Here is a 15,306-nt window from a genome sequence, read left to right as displayed (position 1 = left end):
GCGCAGGCCCCGGGAGAACCCCCTGGGGGATTACTTGATCTGGTCTTCGGTGTAGTAGCCGGAGCCGATCAGGATCTCTTCCCAGTTGCTCGCGTCGACGGAGACGGGCTCGAGCAGGTAGGAAGGCACGACCTTCATGCCGTTGTCGTAGGTCGAGGTGTCGTTGATCTCGGGCTCGCCGCCGCCGAGGACCGCATCGACCATGCCCACGGTGACGCGGGCGAGTTCGCGGGTGTCCTTGAAGACGGTCGAATACTGCTCGCCGGCGAGGATCGACTTGACCGAAGGCACCTCGGCGTCCTGGCCCGAGACGATCGGCATCTTCAGGTCGCCGGAACCGTAGCCGACGCCCTTGAGCGACGACAGGATGCCGATGGAAAGGCCATCGTAGGGCGAGAGCACGCCGTGCACCTGCTTGTCGGTGTAATGCGCGGAGAGGAGGTTATCCATCCGGGCCTGGGCCACGGCGCCATCCCAGCGCAGGGTGCCGACGGTGTCCATGCCCATCTGGCCGGAGACCACGTTGATGGTGCCCGCGTCGATCAGCGGCTGGAGCACCGACATGGCGCCATCGTAGAAGAAGTAGGCGTTGTTGTCGTCGGGCGAGCCGCCGAAGAGCTCGACGTTGTAGGGGCCGTCGCCGAAGCGCTCCTCGAGGCCCGCGACGAGGCTGGAGGCTTGCTGCACGCCGACCTTGAAGTTGTCGAAGGTGGCGTAATAGTCGACGTTCTCGCTGTCGCGGATCAGGCGGTCGTAGGCGATGACCTTGATGCCGGAGGCAGCGGCGTTCTCGAGCGCGTTCGACAGGGTGGTGCCGTCGATGGCGGCGATCACCAGCACGTCGACACCCTTGGTGATCATGTTCTCGATCTGGGCCAGCTGGTTGGGGATGTCATCCTCGGCGTATTGCAGGTCGGTCTCGTAGCCGGCGGCTTCGAACTGTTCGACCATGGACTCGCCGTCCGAGATCCAGCGGGCGGACGACTTGGTGGGCATGGCGATGCCGACGGTGCCCTCGGCGTAGGCGCCAGCGGTGAAGGCCACCACGGCCGCAGCCGAGGCGAGAAGGGTCTTGAGTTTCATTTGTATCCTCCAAATGCGTGCGTTCGGCGGGCCCTCCCGGCCCCTGCGACGCACTGCTCCCTGTTGCGGGGCCTTCCGGCGCCCGTGGGACTCCGATAGCGCGGGATTTGCATGACTGTAAAATGCGAATATAGGCTGTCTGCATATCGTTATTGATATGGAGATCGGGACATGGACCTGGCCGCCCGGCTGAAGCCCCGCCAGTTGCGGCTGATCCAGCGGATCGGCGAGACCCGGCAGTTGCAGAGTGCGGCGCACATGCTGGCGATGAGCCAGCCCGCGGCCTCCCGTGTGCTGGCGGAGATCGAGGCGGAGGTGGGCGCGCCGCTTTTCCTGCGCCACCCCAAGGGGATGGAGCCGACCCTGGTGGGCGAGACCTTTCTGCGTCATGCGCGGGTGATCCTGAGCGAGTTGGAGAGCCTTGAGACCGAGGTGGCCGGGCTGCGCAGCGGCGAGGCCGGCGAGGTGCGGGTGGGGTCGGTGACCGGGCCGACGGTGGGGGTGCTGGTGCCCGCCATCCAGGCGGTGCGCGAAGCGGCGCCGGGGATACAGGCCACCATCGAGGTCGGCCCCTCGACCCAGCTTGTGCGGGGGCTGGAGGAAGGGCGGTTCGACTTTGTCATCGCGCGGCTGCCGCCGGAGTACGACAGCCGCCAGTTCCGCATCTACCCGGCGCGCAACGAGGTGATCGCGCTGGTGGTGCGCACGGGGCATCCGGCGCTGGGCGCGCCGCGCAGGCTGGCGGAGCTGCGGGCCTACGAATGGGTGATCCAGGACCTCGGCACGCCGATCCGGGTGGCGATGGACGGGGCCTTCCATGCCGCAGGGCTGGCGGCGCCGGACCAGATCACCAATTCCTCCTCGCTGCTGGTGGTGCTGTCGATCCTCGCCGGAACCGACGCGATCGCGCCGCAGAGCCAGGAGGTGGCGGAGGTGATCACCCGCAACCGGATCGGCGACAGCTTTGCCAAGCTGGAGCTGGCCGACCCGCTGGCGGTGGCGCCCTACTTCGTGATTCACAACCGGAGCCAGCAGATGAACCGGGCAGCGGAGCGGGTGATGCAGGAGGTGTTCCGGCGGCTCTGACGGGGCGCGAAGAGCTTATCAGCCGGGCAGGCCCAGCGCGGCGCGGGCCCCCGGTGGCATGGCTTTCGCCGCCGCCTCCATCGCGGCGAAATACCGTGACCGGATCACATCGGCGCTCAACTCGCGCCAGGGCCGCCCTGCAAAGTGGGCCTCCTCGCGGATCAGGTCTTCGACCAGCGGGTCGATCACCGCGCCGCCACCGCCGGGGTAGCGGAACCAGCCCACGCCGACCTTCCGGCCCAGGCGGCCTTCGGCGACCATCCGGTCGGCCACGAGAAAGGGCTCGGACCTCGTGTCGGCGATCACGTCGAGGCCGATCCGGTCCTGCATGGCGCAGGGGCCTTGAGCCATGCCGCCGCCTCCAGCGCCTCGCCCAGCTCCCAGGGGTTGGAGCCCTCCAGCAGCAGGGCCTCCACCAGCGCATGGCTTCGGGCCAGCAGGCGGGCCGTGGCCTCGTGAACTGCAGGGCCGGTCATGCGCCGGTGAGGAAGCCACGCTCGTGGATCAGGGCCTCCAGCGCGTTGAGCGTGGCCTCGAAGGGCTGGCCCGAAGTGTCGAGCTGGGCCTCGGCGCGGTCGTAGAGGGCCTCGCGGGAGCGCAGGATGCTCTTGAGCTGCTCCATCGCCTCGGGGTTGCCGGCCATCGGGCGGGTATCGCCCTGGGCCCGGACCCGGCGCATGTGCTCCTCGGGAGAGGCCTTGAGCCAGATGGTATGGAACTGGGCGAGCAGGGTCTTGTAGGTGTCGGGTTCGGCCACGATGCCGCCGGCGACAGCGAGGATGAGGGTTTCGTGGGTGGCGGTGATGCGGCTCACGGCCTGGGCCTCGAGCTTGCGGTAGCCCTCCTGCCCGTAGAGCGCCATGACCTCGTTGACCGGCATGCCCGCCTGCTCCTCGATCTCGCGGTTCAGCTCGATGAAGGGCAGGCCGAGGCGCGCGCCCAGGGCCGCGCCGAGCGTGGATTTTCCGGCCCCGCGCAGCCCGATGAGGCAGATCCGCTGGCCCCGCATCCGGGCGGGCGGCTCGGGGGTGAGCAGCTCGAGCACGCGGGCGCGGACATCGGCGGGGGAGGAGGAAAACAGGTCGGCGACGCGCATGGCCTCGGAGGTCCGGGGATCATCCTCGCCCACCAGCCATTCGATGCGGTGGTCGAGCGCCACGGCGACGCGCTTCAGCAGGCCGATGGAGATGTTGCCCTCGCCCGCCTCGAGCTGCGCCAGGTAGCGCGGCGACACGCCGGAGAGCTCGGACACCACGCGGCGCGGCAGCCCGCGCAGCTCGCGGGCCTTGCGCACCCGCTCGCCGACCCGGGAGATGAGCCTGTCGACCGCCGCCTCCATCTCGCTGCCGCCCAGCGCGGAGGTGGCCTGGCCCCGGAAGTTGGTGATTTCGCTCATCTCTCGCCGCTGCTCGCGTCTTGTGAATTATAATGCACAAGATGGACGATCTGCCCGGCGGCTTCAACGAAATTCGGCGTCAGCCGGTGCGGCGGAGCGCGTCGTGGGCGAAGGTGAGCTTGTCGCGGACCGGGTCGGAGAGGACGAAGGGGTAGAGATCGGGCAGGTCGAGGGCGCGGTTGACGTGGTTGACCCGCATGGCGAAGTCGGCGGCGCGTTCGATCAGGGCCTGGGCATCGGGCTCGGCATAGGCATCGCCGCCGGGCGCGAGGGCCACGGCATGGCCGCTGTCGACCAGGTCGGTCAGGTGCAGCAGGTGGGCCACGGTCTCGGCCCAGTCCTCGTGGGGATGGGCGGTGGCGTAGCTGGTGATGTGGGTGTCGCCTGCGGGCCTTGGATTGGCGTAATGCGCCTTCAGGGCCTCGCCGTAATCGGCCCGTTCGTCGCCGAAGAGGCTGCGGAAGCCGTCCGGAAAGGCCGGGTCGTCGGTGCTGAGCCGCAGGAAGAGGTAGTGGGCCAGCTCGTGACGCAGGTGGCCGATCATGGTGCGGTACTCCTCGTCGAGCCTCTCGCGGCGCTCTTCCTGCACGGCACGGCTGCTCTCGGCCACGTCGAGGGTGATGACGCCGTCGGCATGGCCCATGGTGATATCTTCCGGCCCGTGGCGGGTGCGGTCGGCGACCAGCTCGAAGCGCGGCGCGGGGCCGGCGTCGGAGGGCCCGAACCAGCCCCAGCGGTGCAGCCCGGCCAGCACCCAGCGCTTGGCCGCCTCGGTGCGGGCCAGCCGGCTCTCGGCGCCCTCCACCTCGGGGTCGGGGATGACGGCGGTCATGGCGCAGGAGCGGCAGAGCGGCCCCTGCTCTGTGTGGGCGGACCAGTTGCAGCCGATGGCGGCGCGCCGCTCGCAATCGGAGCCCTGCACCATGGCCTGGGCATCGGGGTCGAAATGCAGCGCGTGGCCGTTGGGGCAGTGGTGGTTGTGAAACCAGACCTGCTCGGAACAGGCGGGGCAGTGGAATATTTGCATGCGGGTCTCCTTGCGGCGGAGTAACCCGCGAGGGCGGGCGGGGTTCCGTTGTGGGAGATGGCCGTCGGGAGCGACAGGGCAAGCCTTGCCCTAGGGGATGCGCGCCTCGACCAGGGCCCGGATGTCATCGGGCGGGGGCCTTTTGGTGAAGCTGGGCGCGTCGATGAAGACGCGACGTGATAACGTCCCCCGCCGCGCATCGCGTCGCGGGTGCTCTCCCAGGGCAGGCCGATGCTCTCGGCGATGTTGGCGAGCGCCTTGTCGACCCCGTCTTCCATGCCGCGCAGGCCGCAGACGTAGATATGGGTCTGCGGGTCGCCTCGTAGTCCGGCGCGGCCAGCAGGGTGTTGAGCGTTACCGGGATGGCGCCCGCCTTCATCGCCCCCCAGAACACGACCGGAAACTCGATCTGGTCGTGCACGATCATCGCCACCCGCTCCTCGCGGCGCAGGCCGTGGCGGATGAGGGCCCCGGCGAAGCGCGCGCTCTCGCGGGACAGCTCTCCGTAGGTCTGGCTACGTTTGGCCCCGTCGGCCTCGCGGAAGGCCGGCTTTTCGGCCCGGCCCTCCGTGACATGGCGATCGACGAAGTAGAGGGCTGCGTTGCTGTTCATGGCGTCGTCCTCCTTGGCGCGACTCCGGGGAATCGCGCCTCCTCCCTGTATGTGCGTTATAGTGCATATCACAATCCGCCGATCAAGCTTCGCCGCCCAATTTTGCAATTTTGTGCATATTGTCGCCGCAGGTGAGGCGGGAGAGAGTGGGGGCATGACAGGCACCGCGATCACCCCCGAAATACTGCCGCTCGGGCAGGACGGCGTGCTGGTGCGCTTTGCCCGCACGGTCAGCCCGGAGGCGAGCGCGGCGGTGGCGCAGTTTGCGGCGGCGGCGGAGAGGCCGGGGATCGAGGTTGCCCCGGCGCTGGCCTCGGTGCTGCTGCGCTTCGATCCCGGCAAGATGGCGCGGGCGGAGGTGGTTGCGGCCGTGCGGACGCTGCTCGACGGGCAGGCATGGGCCGGGCTCGACGACCCTGCGCCGAAACGGCTCTGGAGGGTGCCGGTGGCGCTGGACGGGCCGCAGCTGGAGGAGGCCGCGCGGCTTGCGGGGCGCTCGCCGGAAGAAGCCTGCGCGGAGCTGACCGGCGCCGACCTGCGGGTGCGGGCGATCGGCTTCGCGCCGGGGATGCCCTATCTCGGCTACCTGCCGGAGCACTGGAACATTCCGCGCCAGACCGCGCTGACCCCCAAGGTGCCGGCCGGGGCGCTGGTGGTGGCTGTGCGGCAGCTGGTGCTGTTTCCCAACGAGAGCGTGACCGGCTGGCGGATGGTCGGACGCTGCGCCTTCCGGCCCTTCCTCCGGGGGGCGAAGGAGCCTTTCGTGCTGGCGCCGGGAGATGCGCTGCGGTTCGAGCCGGTCGAGGCGGCGGAGTTGCAGCGACTGGAGCGCGAGCCGCTGGGCGGCGCCCGCTGCGAGGAGATCGCATGACCACGCTCAGGGTGATCGACGTCGGCCCCGCGGTGACGGTGCAGGACATGGGCCGCCCCGGCTGGATGGCAAAGGGGCTGGCGCGCGGCGGCGCAGCGGATCGGCTGGCGCTGCTGGAGGCGGCGGCGCTGCTGGGGCAGGAGGCCCCGCTGGCGGCGCTGGAGATGGCCGGCGCGGGCGGGCGGTTTACCGTGGATGCGCCGGTGCGCTTTTGCCTGACCGGCGCGCGGATGAAGGCGGAGCTCGACGGCCGCCCGGTGGGGCATGGCGAGACGGTGCTGCTGGCCCCCGGCGCGGTGCTGCGGGTGGGCGGCGCGGAGAAGGGCTCCTACGGCTACCTCGCCTTCGCGGGGGGCGTGTTCGGCGAGGATTGGCTCGGCTCGCGGGCGGCGCATCTGCTGGCGGGCGTGGGCCGGGTGCTGGCGGCGGACGACGCGCTGGCGCTGGGGCCGGACCCCGACCCGGACGCCGCGGCGCGGGTGCTGGTGCCGGACGACCGGCTGGGCGGCGGCTCGGTGCGCGTGATGCCGGGGCCGCAGACCGGGCTCTTCGGCGAGGCGGTGGTGGTGCGGTTTCTTGCGACCGCCTTCACGCGCGCGCCGCAGGCCAACCGGCAGGGGGTGCGGCTGGACTTCGAGGGGGCACCCTTCGAGAGCGAGACCAAGGGGCTGGCCTCGGACTTCATCACCTGCGGCGACATCCAGATGACCGGCGACGGGCGGCCCTATGTGCTGCTGGCCGAGAGCCACACGGTGGGCGGCTACCCGCGGATCGGCACGGTGATTTCGGCCGACCTGCCGAGGCTCGCGCAGGCCCAGGCGGGCGATGCGGTGCAGTTCACGATGCTGGGCGTGGAGCAGGCGGATGCGCTCTGGGAGAGCGAGGCGGCGCAGCTGGCGCGGTTGCGCAAGGCGGTGAGGCCCCGGGTGCGCGACCCGCACGACATCCCCGATCTGCTGGGCTATCAACTGGTGGGCGGGGTGACCCGCGGCAACGAGCTGGAGGACTGATGGCGCGCACGATCGACCTGAACGCCGACATGGGCGAGAGCTTTGGCCCCTGGGTGATGGGGCAGGATGCGGAGATCCTGAAGGTGGTGACCTCGGCCAACGTGGCCTGCGGCTTTCATGCGGGCGACGCAGACGTGATGGCCGCGACCATGCACGAGGCGGTGAAACAGGGCGTGGGGATCGGGGCGCATCCGGGCTTTGCCGACTTGCAGGGCTTCGGGCGGCGGCGGATCGCGCTTTCGCAGGCGGAGCTGGGCAACCTGGTGACCTACCAGCTCGGCGCGGCGATGGCGGTGGCGGCGCGGGCCGGCGGCAGGGTGCGGCACCTCAAGCTGCACGGGGCACTGGCCAACATGGCCGCCGAGGACGAGGCGATGGCCCGGGCCTGTTACGAGGCAGCGCTGGCGGTGGAGCCGGAGCTGGTGCTGATGGTCATCGCCCAGACCGCCCAGCAGCGCGCGGCGGAGGCGCTGGGCGCGCAGATGGCCTGCGAGATCTTTGCCGACCGCGCCTACGAGGACGACGCCACGCTGGTGGACCGCAAGAAGCCGGGCGCGATGATCCACGATCCGCAGGAGGCGGCTGCGCGGGTGCTCGGCATGGTCGAGGCGCAGGCGATCTTCGCCGCCTCGGGCGCGACCCTCCCGGCGCGGATCGATACCATCTGCCTGCATGGCGACGGGCCGGAGGCGCTGGCCATCGCGCGGGCCGTGCGGACGAAGCTGGAAGGCGCCGGCTGGGCGCTTGCGCCGCTGTGATTTCGCGTTAGCCTGCCCGGGAGGAGACCAGACATGAGCGCCATTTTCGTCCAGATCCGCTGCACCCCCGGCACCACCTACGAGGTGGCCAAGGCGCTGGTGCTGGAGGAGATCCACTCGGAGCTTTATTCGACCTCGGGCGAGTGGGACCTGCTGATGAAGCTCTACCCGCCCGAGGGTGTGGATATCGGGCAGTTCATCTCGGAGAACATCTCGAAGGTGAAGGGCGTGGAGCGCACGCTGACGACGCTGACCTTCAAGGCGTTCTAACGACCGGCGGGCGGCCCACCGATCTCACAGACCGAGGAACCTCTCCCGCGCGACCACATCCGCCTCGAGTTCCGCCGATGTGCCCTGCCAGACGGTCTCGCCGCGCTGGATCACCACGTGGCGGTCGGCGAGGCGCATCAGGTCGTGCAGGTTCTTGTCGACCACCAGGATCGACAGGCCGGTGTCGCGGATCTGTGCCAGCGCCTGCCAGATCTTGGCGCGGACCAGCGGGGCGAGGCCCTCGGTGGCCTCGTCGAGGATCAGCAGGCGGGGGTTCGTCATGAGCGCGCGGCCGATGGCGAGCATCTGCTGCTCGCCGCCGGAGAGCAGGTTGCCCATCGAGGAGGTGCGCTCGGCCAGTTCGGGGAAGAGCGCATAGACGCGCTCCTCGGTCCAGGGGTCGGGCTGGTCGAGGTGGTTGGAGGCGGTGGCGACGAGGTTCTCGCGGGCGGTCAGATTGGGAAAGATCTGGCGGCCTTCGGGCACCAGCCCGAGGCCGAGGTTGGCGATGCGGTGCGAGGGCATGCCGGCCAGCTCCTGCCCCTCGAGCCGGATGCTGCCCGCCGAGGGCTTCACGATGCCCATGATCGCGCTGATGGTGGTGGTCTTGCCCATGCCGTTGCGGCCGAGCAGCGTGACCACCTGCCCTGCCCCGACCTGGAGCGAGATGTCGAAGAGCGCCTGGGACGGCCCGTAGTGGGCCTGGAGACCGGCGACCTCAAGCATGGGTCTCTTCCCCGAGGTAGGCGGCCTCGACCTCCTTGTTGGCGTGGATCGAGGCCGGGTCGCCGGTGGCGATGATGGTGCCGTAGACCAGCACCGAGATCCGGTCGGCCAGGGCGAAGACGGCATCCATGTCGTGCTCGATCAGGACGATGGTGTGGCGGCCCTTGAGGCCTCGGAGCAGCTCGACCATGCGGGCGCTTTCCTCCGGCCCCAGCCCGGCCATGGGCTCGTCGAGCAGCATCAGCTCGGCCTGACTGGCCAGCGCGATGGCGATCTCCATGTGGCGGTGCTCGCCGTGGGAGAGCGCGGAGGTGACCATGCCGGCCTTCTCGGCAAGGCCGACGCGGGCGAGCAGATCCATTGCCTTGGCGCGGGTGGCGGGGATGCTGTCGGCGGCGCGGAAGAAGCGGAAGGAGGAGCCTTCGCGGGCCTGGACGGCGAGCGCGATGTTCTCCACCACGGTCATGTCGGCGATCAGGGAGGTGATCTGGAAGCTGCGGGTGATGCCGAGGCGGGCGCGTTTGTGCGGGGCCAGTGCGGTGATGTCGCGGCCCTTGAAGAGCACCTGCCCGGCGTCGGGCGCCTGGGTGCCGCAGAGCTGGGTGATGAGCGTGGTCTTGCCCGCGCCGTTGGGGCCGATGATGGCGTGCAGCTCGCCGGGCTCGACCGAGAGGCTGAGGTCGCTCGTGGCGCGGATGCCGCCGAAGCTCTTCATCAGGTTGCGGGTTTCGAGCAGGCTCATTTGCGCCCCCCGAGCATGCCCATCAGCCCGCCGCGGGTGAAGAGCACCACGGCGATGAGCAGCAGGCCGAAGGGCAGGTGCCAGTAGATGGTGAAGTGGCTCAGCAGCTCTTCGAGGATGATGAAGGCCGCCGCGCCCAGCACCGGGCCGCCGGTGGTGGCTGCACCGCCGAGGATGACCATGAACATCAGCTCGCCCGAGCGGGTCCAGTCCATCATCTCGGGGGAGATGAAGGTGGTGAAGTTGCCCAGGAGCGCGCCCGCGTAGCCGGCCATGGCGCCGGAGATCACATAGGCGGTGAGGCGGTAGGCGTAGGGGTTGAGGCCCATCATTTGCACCCGCTCGGCGTTGCCCTTGGCGCCGCGCAGCACCATGCCGAAGCGCGAGCGGGTGATCATGCGGACGATCAGCAAGGCCGCGAGGAGCGACACATAGGCGAGGCCGAAGAGCTGGAGCGGCTCGTCGAGGTCGAGGCCGGGGAGTTCGGAGCGGGTGTCGATCACCAGCCCGTCGTCGCCGCCGTAGGTCTCGATCGAGACGATGGCGTAGTAGATCATCTGGGCGAAGGCCATGGTGATCATGATGAAGTAGACGCCCCTGGTGCGCAGGCAGATTGCCCCGGTGACGAGGGCGAAGAGCGCGCAGACCACCATGGCGAGCGGGATCTGGACGAGGCCGGAGGTGGTGTCGAGCCCCACCGACTCGAGCCCGCCGTAGAGCCAGTGATAGGCCGGGATGCCCACGGCATAGGCCCCCAGCCCGACATAGGCGGCGTGCCCGAAGCTGACCAGCCCGCCGTAGCCGAGGATGAGGTTCAGCGAGGTGGCGGCAATGGCGAGGATGGTGAGCCGGGTGGCGAGGTCGAGCCAGAAGGCGTTGCCGGTGAAGTAGAACACCGGAGGCAGCACCGCGAGCAGGGCCATGGCGGCGAGGGTGATCAGGGCGCGGGCGCTCATTGAAGGCGGCCCGCCATTGGCTGGCGTTGCGGATGGAGGGTTGGAGCAAGACAATGCAGAAAACTGGGAGCAGTTTGAATCGAACTGCCGATTTTCTTGCTGAGAAAATCCAATCGAAATCCCTTCTGGTGCGCCATGTGCCTCACCGCACCTTCGGCGGGAACAGGCCCTGCGGTTTCAGGGCGAGCACGCAGGCCATGATGATGTAGATCAGCATGGCGGAGATCGCGGGGGCGGAGTTTTCGGCCGCCACCGGGCTCATCACCAGCTTGAAGATATCATCGAGAAACGAGCGCCCCAGCGTGTCGATCAGGCCGATCAGCAGGGCGGCGATGAAGGCGCCCTTCATCGAGCCGATGCCGCCGACGATGATGACGACGAAGGCGGTGATGATGACCTGGTTGCCCATGCCGATGGAGGCCTCGGTGATCGGTGCGATCAGCATGCCGGCAAGGCCCGCGAGGGCCGCGCCGAGGGCGAAGACGAGGCCGAAGAGCAGCTCGATGTTGATGCCGAGCGCGGCCACCATGGTGCGGTTGGAGGCGCCGGCGCGGATCAGCATGCCGAGGCGGGTGTGGGTGACCATCCAGTAGAGCCCGCCCGCCGCAGCGAGGCCCGCGGCGATGATGACGAGGCGGTAGGTGGGGATCACCAGGGTTTCCGACAGGGTGACCTGGCCTTGGAAGGCGGGAGGCAGCGGCACGGCGATGCCTTCGGGGCCCCAGATCAGGTGGGCCGCGGTATCGAGCACGAGGATCAGGCCGAAGGTGGCGAGCACGTGGTCGAGGTGGTCGCGGGCGTAGAGCGGGCGAGCGACGAAGCGCTCTACCGCCCAGCCCAGCGCGGCGGTGAGCGGCAGGGCGATGAGCACGGCGAGAAAGAAGTTGCCGACGAGGTAGGTCAGCGAGGCGCAGATGAAGGCGCCCAGCATGTAGAGCGAGGCGTGGGCGAGGTTGACGAAATCGAGGATGCCGAAGACCAGCGTCAGCCCGGAGGCGACGAGAAACAGCAGCAGCCCGAGTTGCAGGCCGTTCAGCGTTTGGATGACGAGGAGGGAAGTATCCACGGGGTGTGTGCGCGTCTCGTGAGCGGGCGGGCAGGAGAGGCCCCTGCCCGACCGGTGTTTCAGGTCATTTCATGTTGCATTCGGCGGCGAAGCTGTCGACGTGGTCGGTGTAGACCGTCTGGACCACCCTGGTCGTCCAGGTGCCGTCGGCATCTTCAACCACTTCGCGGAGATAGAAGTTCTGCACCGGCATGTTGTTGGTGCCGAACTTGAAGTTGCCGCGCACGGAGGCGAAGTCGGCGGCCTTGACGGCGGCGCGGAGCGCGTCCTTGTCTTCGAGGTTGCCGTCCACGGCGGCCACGGCGGAGGCGATCAGCATGATCGCGTCATAGCTCTGGGCGGCGTAGAAGCTGGGGTAGGTGCCGAACCTGGCCTTGAAGTCGGTGACGAACTTCTTGTTGGCCTCGTTGTCGAGCGAGGGATCCCACTCCTGGGTGATCTTGGAGCCGAGGATGTCGGAGAACCCGGCTTGCTGGAGCTTGGGAAGCGAGATGCCGTCGATGGTGAAGACCGAGTAGAGCGGCAGTGTGTCCTTGAGGCCGGCCTGCTGGTACTGCTTCACGAAGGCTCCGGCGGCGGCGCCGGGGTAGAAGACGAAGAGGCCGTCGGCGCCCGAGGCCTTGGCCTTGGCCAGCTCGGCGGAGAAGTCGAGCTGGGCGTCGGCGCCCCACTTGGTGAGGTCCTTGCCGACGATCTCGCCCGCGAAGGTGCGCTCCACGCCGGCGGTCATGTCCTTGCCGGCGGCGTAGTTGGGGGCCATCAGGTAGAGCGACTTGACGCCCGACGCGTTGAGCACCTCGCCCATCGCCATCGGGGTCTGGTCGTTCTGCCAGGAGGTCGAGAAGTAGTTCTTGTTGCAGAGCTTGCCGGCCATCTCGGAGGGGCCCGCGTTGGCGGAGATCAGGATCTTGTCGGCATCCACGACAGACTTGCGCGAGGCCAGCAGCACGTGGCTCCAGATGTAGCCTGCGACGAAGTCGACGTTGTCCTGCTTCACCAGCTTGTCGGTGGCCTGCTTGCCGGCTTCGGGGGCGAACTGGTCGTCGCCGAAGATCACCTCGAGATCGAGCGGGCCGGCCTTGCCGCCGAGGTGCTCGACGGCGAGGTTGACCGCGTTCTCCATGTCCTTGCCGATCACCGCGGCGGGCGTGGTGAGCGTGGTGACGAAGCCGACCTTCACGCTCTCGGCATGGGCGGCAGTGGCAGTCAGGCTGGCCGCGAGGGCCGCCGTGAGTAGCTTGTTCATGTTGTTCCTCCCTGGTGTCGCGCCCCGGTTCGCGCCGGGCGTCGCAAGTTTTGTGCACTATATTGCCTATATAGGCAATATTATTCTCATTCCATTATCGAACTGATTTGACAGCCTGCCGACCGATTTTTCCAGTGCCCGTTTTCGGCAGGTCGCTGACCGAGCGATTGCCGGGGCACGCGAGGTGTCATGAAAAAGGGCGCGAGGTTGCCCCCGCGCCCTTCTTCCGTGGTGGGTTCTTTAGATCAGACGTCGAAACGGTCGGCGTTCATCACCTTGACCCAGGCGGCGACGAAATCCTCGACGAAGGCGTGGGTCGCGTCGGACTGGGCGTAGATCTCGGCGATGGCGCGCAGCTGGCTGTTGGAGCCGAAGACGAGATCGACGCGGGTGGCGTCATATTTCTTGGCGCCGGTCTTGCGGTCCTTGCCGACGAAGGCTTTCTCGTCGCCCGCGTCTTCCCACTTGGTGTCCATGCTGAGCAGGTTCACGAAGAAGTCGTTGGTGAGCTGGCCCTCGCGGTCGGTGAACACGCCCGCCTTGCTGCCACCGTGGTTGGCGCCGAGCACCCGCAGGCCGCCCACGAGCACCGTCATCTCGGGCGCGGTGAGGGTCAGCAGCTGGGCACGGTCCACCAGCATCTCCTCGGCAGAGACCGAGAAGTTGCCGCCCATGTAGTTGCGGAAGCCGTCGGCGCGGGGTTCGAGCGGCTCGAAGGCCTCGGCGTCGGTCTGTTCGGCGCTGGCGTCCATCCGGCCCGGGGTGAAGGGCACCTCGATGGGAGAGCCGGCATCGGCCGCGGCCTTCTCGACGGCGGCGGAGCCACCGAGCACGATCAGGTCGGCGAGCGAGACCTTTTTGGCGCCCTGCCCGTCGAACTCGGCCTTGATCCCCTCGAGCACGCCCAGGACACGGGCCAGCTCGGCAGGCTCGTTGGCCTCCCAGTCCTTCTGCGGGGCGAGCCGGATGCGGGCACCGTTGGCGCCGCCGCGCAGGTCGGAGCCGCGGAAGGTGGAGGCGGAGGCCCAGGCGGTTTTCACCAGGTCCGACACCGGTAGCGCGGCGAGGAGCTTCTGCTTCAGCGCCGCGATGTCGGCGGCCTCGACAAGCGGGTGATCCACTTCGGGGATCGGGTCTTGCCAGATCAGCTCTTCGGCGGGGACTTCCGGGCCGAGGTAGAGCGGCTTGGGGCCCATGTCGCGGTGGGTCAGCTTGAACCAGGCGCGGGCGAAAGCATCGGCGAACTGGTCGGGGTTCTCGTGGAAGCGCTTGGAGATCGGCCCGTAGATCGGATCGAAGCGCAGCGCCAGGTCGGTGGTGAGCATGGTGGGCGGATGGGTCTTGCCCTCGTGGTGCGCGTCGGGCACCGCGTGCTCGCCGTTCCAGGCTTTCGGGGACCACTGGTGTGCGCCGGCGGGCGACTTGGTGAGCTCCCATTCGAAGCCGAAAAGGTTGTTGAAGTAGCCGTTGGACCACTTGGTGGGCGTGGAGGTCCAGGTCACCTCGAGGCCCGAGGTGATGGTATCCGCGCCCATGCCGGTGCCGTGGCTGTTGGTCCAGCCGAAGCCCTGCTCGGCCATGCCGGCCTGCTCGGGCTCGACGCCGACGTTGGCGGCATCGGCCGCGCCGTGGGTCTTGCCGAAGGTGTGGCCGCCGGCGATGAGCGCAACGGTCTCCTCGTCGTTCATTGCCATCCGGCCGAAGGTTTCGCGGATGTCCTTGGCAGAGGCCAGCGGGTCGGGGTTGCCGTCGGGGCCTTCGGGGTTGACGTAGATCAGGCCCATCTGCACGGCGGCCAGGGGGTTCTCCAGGTCGCGGTCACCGGAGTAGCGGCTGTTGGGCGCGTCGGACTGGGCGAGCCACTCGTCCTCGGAACCCCAGTAGATATCCTCCTCGGGCTCGAACACATCGGCCCGGCCGCCAGCGAAGCCGAAGGTCTTGAAGCCCATCGACTCGAGGGCGACGTTGCCGGTGAGCACCAGCAGGTCGGCCCAGGAGATGGCGTTGCCGTATTTCTGCTTGATCGGCCAGAGCAGGCGGCGGGCCTTGTCGAGGTTGGCGTTGTCAGGCCAGGAGTTGAGCGGGGCAAAGCGCTGCGAGCCGGAGCGGGCGCCGCCACGGCCATCGGCGGTGCGGTAGGTGCCGGCGGAGTGCCAGGCCATGCGGATGAAGAACGGGCCGTAGTGCCCGAAGTCGGCGGGCCACCACTCCTGGCTGTCGGTCATCAGCGCGTGGAGGTCGGCCTTGACGGCGGCGAGGTCCAGCTTCTTGAAGGCCTCGGCATAGTCGAAGCCCTTCAGCGGCGAGGTGCCGGGGGCGTTCTGGTTGAGGATCTTCAGATTGAGCTGGTTCGGCCACCAGTCCTTGTTGCCGCGTGCGGCGAGGGTGTGCATCACCGGGCATTTGCTGATGTTTGAGAGTTCGGCTCCGTCCATCGGGCGCTCCTGTAGCTGGAT

At 68.6% G+C, this 15,306-nt stretch carries 17 protein-coding genes; 5 read left to right on the top strand and 12 right to left on the bottom strand.

Going from position 1 to position 15,306, the window contains the following annotated elements; all coding sequences use genetic code 11:
- Positions 1–30: 30 nt before the first annotated feature.
- Positions 31–1,083, bottom strand: coding sequence for a multiple monosaccharide ABC transporter substrate-binding protein (gene chvE, locus BUR94_RS19100; RefSeq protein WP_074258026.1), 1,053 nt, complete (start codon positions 1,081–1,083; stop codon positions 31–33).
- A gap of 171 nt (positions 1,084–1,254) precedes the next feature.
- On the opposite strand from chvE, the gene BUR94_RS19095 reads away from it, so the two are divergent.
- Positions 1,255–2,169, top strand: coding sequence for a LysR family transcriptional regulator (locus BUR94_RS19095; protein ID WP_074258025.1), 915 nt, complete (start codon positions 1,255–1,257; stop codon positions 2,167–2,169).
- Positions 2,170–2,187: 18 nt separating this feature from the next.
- Here BUR94_RS19095 and BUR94_RS19090 read toward each other — a convergent pair whose 3' ends face one another.
- From BUR94_RS19090 to BUR94_RS20970, 5 genes are all read right to left on the bottom strand, one after another.
- Positions 2,188–2,520, bottom strand: coding sequence for a hypothetical protein (locus tag BUR94_RS19090; protein WP_139301363.1), 333 nt, complete (start codon positions 2,518–2,520; stop codon positions 2,188–2,190).
- The gene (locus BUR94_RS20805) at positions 2,472–2,645 is read right to left on the bottom strand and encodes a hypothetical protein (protein WP_175570504.1); all 174 of its coding nucleotides are present in this window, start codon (positions 2,643–2,645) and stop codon (positions 2,472–2,474) included. Before BUR94_RS20805 ends, BUR94_RS19090 begins: the two co-directional genes overlap by 49 nt.
- Positions 2,642–3,565, bottom strand: a complete 924-nt coding sequence (locus tag BUR94_RS19085; RefSeq protein WP_074258023.1) for a helix-turn-helix transcriptional regulator — start codon at positions 3,563–3,565, stop codon at positions 2,642–2,644. Before BUR94_RS19085 ends, BUR94_RS20805 begins: the two co-directional genes overlap by 4 nt.
- Positions 3,566–3,644: 79 nt before the next feature.
- A complete protein-coding gene (locus BUR94_RS19080) occupies positions 3,645–4,592 on the bottom strand; it encodes a putative zinc-binding metallopeptidase (RefSeq protein ID WP_074258022.1) in 948 nt (315 codons plus the stop codon).
- Positions 4,593–4,716: 124 nt separating this feature from the next.
- On the bottom strand, positions 4,717–5,205 hold the full coding sequence (locus BUR94_RS20970; RefSeq protein ID WP_084193207.1) for an AMP-binding protein: 489 nt from the start codon (positions 5,203–5,205) through the stop codon (positions 4,717–4,719).
- Between the two features lie 154 nt (positions 5,206–5,359).
- Here BUR94_RS20970 and BUR94_RS19070 point away from each other — a divergent pair, with 154 nt between their 5' ends.
- The 4 genes from BUR94_RS19070 to BUR94_RS19055 are packed head-to-tail and all read left to right on the top strand — an operon-like array spanning position 5,360 to position 8,114.
- On the top strand, positions 5,360–6,076 hold the full coding sequence (locus BUR94_RS19070) for a 5-oxoprolinase subunit B family protein (RefSeq protein ID WP_074258021.1): 717 nt from the start codon (positions 5,360–5,362) through the stop codon (positions 6,074–6,076).
- Entirely contained in the window at positions 6,073–7,086 is a 1,014-nt protein-coding gene (locus BUR94_RS19065; protein ID WP_074258020.1) for a 5-oxoprolinase subunit C family protein, read from the top strand. Before BUR94_RS19070 ends, BUR94_RS19065 begins: the two co-directional genes overlap by 4 nt.
- Positions 7,086–7,844, top strand: a complete 759-nt coding sequence (locus tag BUR94_RS19060; RefSeq protein WP_074258019.1) for a LamB/YcsF family protein — start codon at positions 7,086–7,088, stop codon at positions 7,842–7,844. The genes BUR94_RS19065 and BUR94_RS19060 overlap by 1 nt, the downstream gene beginning before the upstream one ends.
- Positions 7,845–7,877: 33 nt before the next feature.
- Positions 7,878–8,114, top strand: a complete 237-nt coding sequence (locus tag BUR94_RS19055; RefSeq protein WP_074258018.1) for an Lrp/AsnC ligand binding domain-containing protein — start codon at positions 7,878–7,880, stop codon at positions 8,112–8,114.
- 24 nt (positions 8,115–8,138) lie between these two features.
- Here BUR94_RS19055 and BUR94_RS19050 read toward each other — a convergent pair whose 3' ends face one another.
- From BUR94_RS19050 to katG, 6 genes are all read right to left on the bottom strand, one after another.
- A complete protein-coding gene (locus BUR94_RS19050; RefSeq protein ID WP_074258017.1) occupies positions 8,139–8,840 on the bottom strand; it encodes an ABC transporter ATP-binding protein in 702 nt (233 codons plus the stop codon).
- The gene (locus BUR94_RS19045) at positions 8,833–9,582 is read right to left on the bottom strand and encodes an ABC transporter ATP-binding protein (protein ID WP_074258016.1); all 750 of its coding nucleotides are present in this window, start codon (positions 9,580–9,582) and stop codon (positions 8,833–8,835) included. Before BUR94_RS19045 ends, BUR94_RS19050 begins: the two co-directional genes overlap by 8 nt.
- Entirely contained in the window at positions 9,579–10,538 is a 960-nt protein-coding gene (locus BUR94_RS19040) for a branched-chain amino acid ABC transporter permease (RefSeq protein WP_074258015.1), read from the bottom strand. Before BUR94_RS19040 ends, BUR94_RS19045 begins: the two co-directional genes overlap by 4 nt.
- A 142-nt stretch (positions 10,539–10,680) precedes the next feature.
- Positions 10,681–11,604, bottom strand: coding sequence for a branched-chain amino acid ABC transporter permease (locus BUR94_RS19035; RefSeq protein WP_074258014.1), 924 nt, complete (start codon positions 11,602–11,604; stop codon positions 10,681–10,683).
- Positions 11,605–11,668: 64 nt separating this feature from the next.
- The gene (locus tag BUR94_RS19030) at positions 11,669–12,850 is read right to left on the bottom strand and encodes an ABC transporter substrate-binding protein (RefSeq protein ID WP_074258013.1); all 1,182 of its coding nucleotides are present in this window, start codon (positions 12,848–12,850) and stop codon (positions 11,669–11,671) included.
- Positions 12,851–13,095: 245 nt separating this feature from the next.
- Positions 13,096–15,285 carry a catalase/peroxidase HPI gene (gene katG / locus BUR94_RS19025; protein WP_074258012.1) on the bottom strand — a complete coding sequence of 730 codons (2,190 nt, stop codon included), beginning with the start codon at positions 15,283–15,285 and terminating at the stop codon, positions 13,096–13,098.
- Between the last annotated feature and the right edge of the window lie 21 nt (positions 15,286–15,306).

This window comes from Vannielia litorea (assembly GCF_900142295.1).
Taxonomy (GTDB): Bacteria; Pseudomonadota; Alphaproteobacteria; order Rhodobacterales; family Rhodobacteraceae; genus Vannielia; species Vannielia litorea.
This window is presented reverse-complemented; position numbering and strand designations above follow the sequence as displayed.

Coding starts and splice junctions, on each gene's coding strand:
- BUR94_RS20970 (WP_084193207.1), bottom strand. CDS start 5,205: ATGAACAGCAACGCAGCCCTCTACTTCGTCGATCGCCATGTCACGGAG.
- BUR94_RS19070 (WP_074258021.1), top strand. CDS start 5,360: ATGACAGGCACCGCGATCACCCCCGAAATACTGCCGCTCGGGCAGGAC.
- BUR94_RS19085 (WP_074258023.1), bottom strand. CDS start 3,565: ATGAGCGAAATCACCAACTTCCGGGGCCAGGCCACCTCCGCGCTGGGC.
- BUR94_RS19040 (WP_074258015.1), bottom strand. CDS start 10,538: ATGAGCGCCCGCGCCCTGATCACCCTCGCCGCCATGGCCCTGCTCGCG.
- BUR94_RS19065 (WP_074258020.1), top strand. CDS start 6,073: ATGACCACGCTCAGGGTGATCGACGTCGGCCCCGCGGTGACGGTGCAG.
- BUR94_RS19090 (WP_139301363.1), bottom strand. CDS start 2,520: ATGGCTCAAGGCCCCTGCGCCATGCAGGACCGGATCGGCCTCGACGTG.
- BUR94_RS20805 (WP_175570504.1), bottom strand. CDS start 2,645: ATGACCGGCCCTGCAGTTCACGAGGCCACGGCCCGCCTGCTGGCCCGA.
- BUR94_RS19080 (WP_074258022.1), bottom strand. CDS start 4,592: ATGCAAATATTCCACTGCCCCGCCTGTTCCGAGCAGGTCTGGTTTCAC.
- BUR94_RS19050 (WP_074258017.1), bottom strand. CDS start 8,840: ATGCTTGAGGTCGCCGGTCTCCAGGCCCACTACGGGCCGTCCCAGGCG.
- BUR94_RS19055 (WP_074258018.1), top strand. CDS start 7,878: ATGAGCGCCATTTTCGTCCAGATCCGCTGCACCCCCGGCACCACCTAC.
- katG (WP_074258012.1), bottom strand. CDS start 15,285: ATGGACGGAGCCGAACTCTCAAACATCAGCAAATGCCCGGTGATGCAC.
- chvE (WP_074258026.1), bottom strand. CDS start 1,083: ATGAAACTCAAGACCCTTCTCGCCTCGGCTGCGGCCGTGGTGGCCTTC.
- BUR94_RS19030 (WP_074258013.1), bottom strand. CDS start 12,850: ATGAACAAGCTACTCACGGCGGCCCTCGCGGCCAGCCTGACTGCCACT.
- BUR94_RS19060 (WP_074258019.1), top strand. CDS start 7,086: ATGGCGCGCACGATCGACCTGAACGCCGACATGGGCGAGAGCTTTGGC.
- BUR94_RS19045 (WP_074258016.1), bottom strand. CDS start 9,582: ATGAGCCTGCTCGAAACCCGCAACCTGATGAAGAGCTTCGGCGGCATC.
- BUR94_RS19095 (WP_074258025.1), top strand. CDS start 1,255: ATGGACCTGGCCGCCCGGCTGAAGCCCCGCCAGTTGCGGCTGATCCAG.